At 43.2% G+C, this 3717-nt stretch carries 2 protein-coding genes; both read right to left on the reverse strand.

From position 1 onward, the window contains the following. Window positions 1–26: 26 nt before the first annotated feature. Window positions 27–1328, reverse strand: a complete 1302-nt coding sequence (locus Q0460_RS03125; protein WP_299084748.1) for an HlyD family type I secretion periplasmic adaptor subunit — start codon at window positions 1326–1328, stop codon at window positions 27–29. A gap of 25 nt (window positions 1329–1353) precedes the next feature. Beyond that, the coding region (locus tag Q0460_RS03130; RefSeq protein WP_299084751.1) for a type I secretion system permease/ATPase at window positions 1354–3717 on the reverse strand (2364 nt) is incomplete at its 5' end.

The following is a 3717-nucleotide window of genomic DNA, read 5'->3' on the forward strand; positions in this document are numbered from 1 at the left end:
GGTAAATAGCCGCCTGCCCTCCTTTCCTATCTTACGCTAAGTCCTTCGTCTAGGTATTTGATGACAGGGTAGATAAATAGCTCTATTACGCGTCTTTTGCCTACTTTTACCTCCGCCGTTACGCTCATACCGGGCTCGATCTCCTTTTTGATCCCATCTACGATCAAAAATGTAGAATCGGGTCTAATCTTTACTTCGTAAATTTCTCCTAGTTTCTCATCGTTTATCGCATCGTTTGCTATGTGAATCAGCCTACCCTCTAACTTGCCGTATTTTTGAAAGTCGAAGGTCTGAACCTTAATCGCTACGCTTTGATTGTTTTCCAGATAGCCTATGTCTTTATTAAGCACGTTCGCTTTGATGATTAAAGGCTTATCGCTAGGCACTATAGAGATTAAATTTTCTTGATTTGTGATGGCGGTTCCTTGCGTATTTACGAGTAGCTTTCCTACAAAGCCGTCAACCGGAGAGGAGATGATCTGCTGTCTGGTTTGAAACAAGATCGCATTGATCTCCGCTTTTAGTGAGCTTGCTTCCTTCTGTTTGGCTAGCATCTCATCAAGCCACTTAGATATGCTTTGGCTTTTAAAGGCCTCAAGCTCTTTAGCTAGCTCATCTAAATTCGCCCTTTGCTCGGAAAGTTTCTCTTTTGAAATTTTAAGATTGGAGTTTAGCTCGATTACCTTGGATTTAAGCTCATATAGATCCTTGCGCGCTATTATATCTTTTACTTTATTTAGATTGCTTAGCCTTGCCTCATCTATCTTTAAAATTCCGCTTAGCCTCTCGACTTCTAAATTGGTGGAATTTATCCCCATTTGCAGCGCTTGCATTTTTAGATTATAGACATTTATGCTCTCTTCGTAGTTTGATTTTTGCGTATTGTATAAGCTAAGCTCGTCCGCGCTGATGTTAGCATCCAGACTCCTACCCGAGCTTAGAGCGTCGAGCCTTTTTATCGAGTATTCAAGTAGAGCCAAGCTCTCTTGTTTGGTGGATAAATTTACCGTAGAAACACTAGGATCGATTAAGATTAGATGATCACCCTTTTTTACTCTATCGCCCTCTTTTACTAAAATTTTAGAGACGACGCCGCTTTCGAGAGATTTTAAAATTTTAATCTCGCCGTCGGGCACGACCTTGCCGTTAGCGCTTACTACTATATCAACCTTAGCAAATATAGTCCACAGCACGGCAAATATCAAAGCCCCGCAAGCGATCCATAAAATTGATCTTCCTAAAGGGTTTTGCGGAGCATCCTCTATCTCGATCAATAAAGGCTTAAACTCATTTGAATCATCCTCTATTCTTTTGAAAATTTTTAGCATTGTTTATCCCGTCTCGCTCTTCGACCTATCCAGCCTGCTTATCGTATAAGCTCTTGTAGTAGCCGCCCAGCGCCATTAGCTCCTCGTGCTTTCCGCGCTCTACGATCTCGCCCTTATCCAGTACTAAAATTTCGTCGCAATTCTTGACGGAATTTAGCCTATGCGCGATGATGATGAAGGTTTTTCCCTTTTTGATCTCGCTTAAATTTTGATTGATGATGCTTTCACTTTCATAATCAAGCGCAGAGGTCGCCTCGTCGAAGATCAAAATTTTAGGATTATTTATGAGCGCTCTAGCGATTGCGATGCGCTGTTTTTGTCCGCCACTAAGGCTCGAGCCGCGCTCGCCTACGAAGGTATCGTAACCTCCCGCAAGCTCTGCGATAAAATCATGAGCGCCCGCAATCTTGCTAACTCTAATGATCTCCTCCATACTCGCTCCGCTTGCGGCAAAGGCGATGTTTTCTTTGATACTGCCGCTAAATAGATAGTTTTCCTGTAAAACGACGCCGATGTTTTGCCTTAAAAGATATGGATTTAGATGTCTGATATCTATGCCGTCTATGTAAACAGCTCCCGAGCTTTGCAGATAGAGCCGCTCGATCAGCTTCGTAATCGTGCTTTTGCCGCTGCCGCTTCTGCCGACTATGCCTACGCTTTTGCCCGGCTCTACGTGAAAGCTGATATCTTTTAGCACTAAATTTAGATCCGGTCTGTATCTGAAATTTACGGCGTCAAATTTTATATCTCCTTCTATATTATTTAGCGCAATAGGCTTATCGGTGCTCTGCTCGGTTGGAGTATTTAATATATCTCCTAGCCTATCTACGCTAAGAAGGGCTTGCTGAAATTCATTCCAAAGGCCCACGAGCCTCATTACAGGAGCGCTAAATTGCCCCGCAAACATCTGAAAGGCGATGAGCTGACCGACGCTGAGCTTGCCTTCGATTACGAGCCCCACGCCGAAGTATAAAATGCAAAGCGTCATAAGCTTTTGCAGTGCGGAGGCAAAGCCGCTTGCGACGTTGCTTAAATTCGAAAGATTAAAAGATGAGCGGACGTATCTGCCTAGATTTTCCTCCCACATCTTTTGCATACTGCCCTCGATCGCTAGAGATTTTACAGTCTGCATTCCGGTTACTGCTTCTACGAGATAGGAGTTTGAAGCGGCCCCCATTTGAAATTTATCCTCTAATCTCTTTCTAAGTACCGGCGTGATGAAAAAGTATATTGCAGCAATTACGCTTATAAATGCGATTGCGATCAGCGTGAGTTTAATGCTGTAAAGCAGCATCATAAAGACAAATACGAAGCTAAATAAAATATCAAGTAGCACGCTTACGCTTTTATTTGCGATAAACTCCCTTATGCTATCTAGCTCGCGCACTCTAGCTACGATGTTTCCAACCTTACGGTTCTCAAAATAAGTCATCGGAAGTAGAGCTAAATGGCTAAAAAGCTCGCTTCCTAATCTGGCGTCAATTTTAGTGGTAGTGTGCGCGAATATATAATTTCTACTTAGGCTTAAAAGCATCTCAAATATGATGGTCGCCAAAAATGCAAATGCAATTACGTTTAGCGTGCTAATGCTATGATGAGTTAAAACCTTATCGAGCACCACCTGCGTAAAAAGCGGCGTCACTAGACCGAAAAGCTGCATGATGAATGAAGCCAAAAGCACTTCAAATACCACTCTTTTAAAGCTTAGCATCCGCTTGTAAAACCAGGCAAAGCCGAATTTAATCTGAGAATTCAGAGTTTTATGGGCTAGCACGATAAACTCGCCGCTGCAAAGATCAAATAGCTCGCTCGCGCCTAGCTCCTTTACGGAATTTCCGCCGTCAAATACGATAAATTTAATAGCTGCTTCTTGTTCTTGCGAGGATTTGAATGAGCGGGAGGCTTTAGCTTCTTTGGCAGAGGAATGGGATATGTCCGCGGGGGAAGAATTTGCCGCGCCGCCGCTAGGGCTTAATATCTCCTTGGAGCCTGCCACGTCTTTGGAATTTGCGCTATCTAAATCAGCGGCCGTCTTGTTAGCATTTGCCGCTTTAATATCCGCTTCGCTTTGCTGCTCGATCTTTAAGACGTTAAAGTAGCTTCCATCCTTTTTCTGAAGGATAAAGGGAGGCTTATAGCGCATCAAATTTGAAAGATTTAGCTTTTTGATTTTAGCCTTAAACTCGCAATGCTTTGCCATACGCACCAGCTCTTCGATCTGCGGCTCCTCGCTGCTTAGCGCAAATTTATTTATAAGCGCCTTGGCATCGAATGGGATATGATTTACGGCGGCTATCAGACCTAGCGAGCCCAGGGCGGTTTGCATCGAATACCTTTGAGTGAAATTTGAAGGAATTCTATTAAGTCTATTTGAAACGGGGCTTAAATT

Source organism: uncultured Campylobacter sp. (assembly GCF_937980635.1).
Classification (GTDB): Bacteria; Campylobacterota; Campylobacteria; order Campylobacterales; family Campylobacteraceae; genus Campylobacter_B.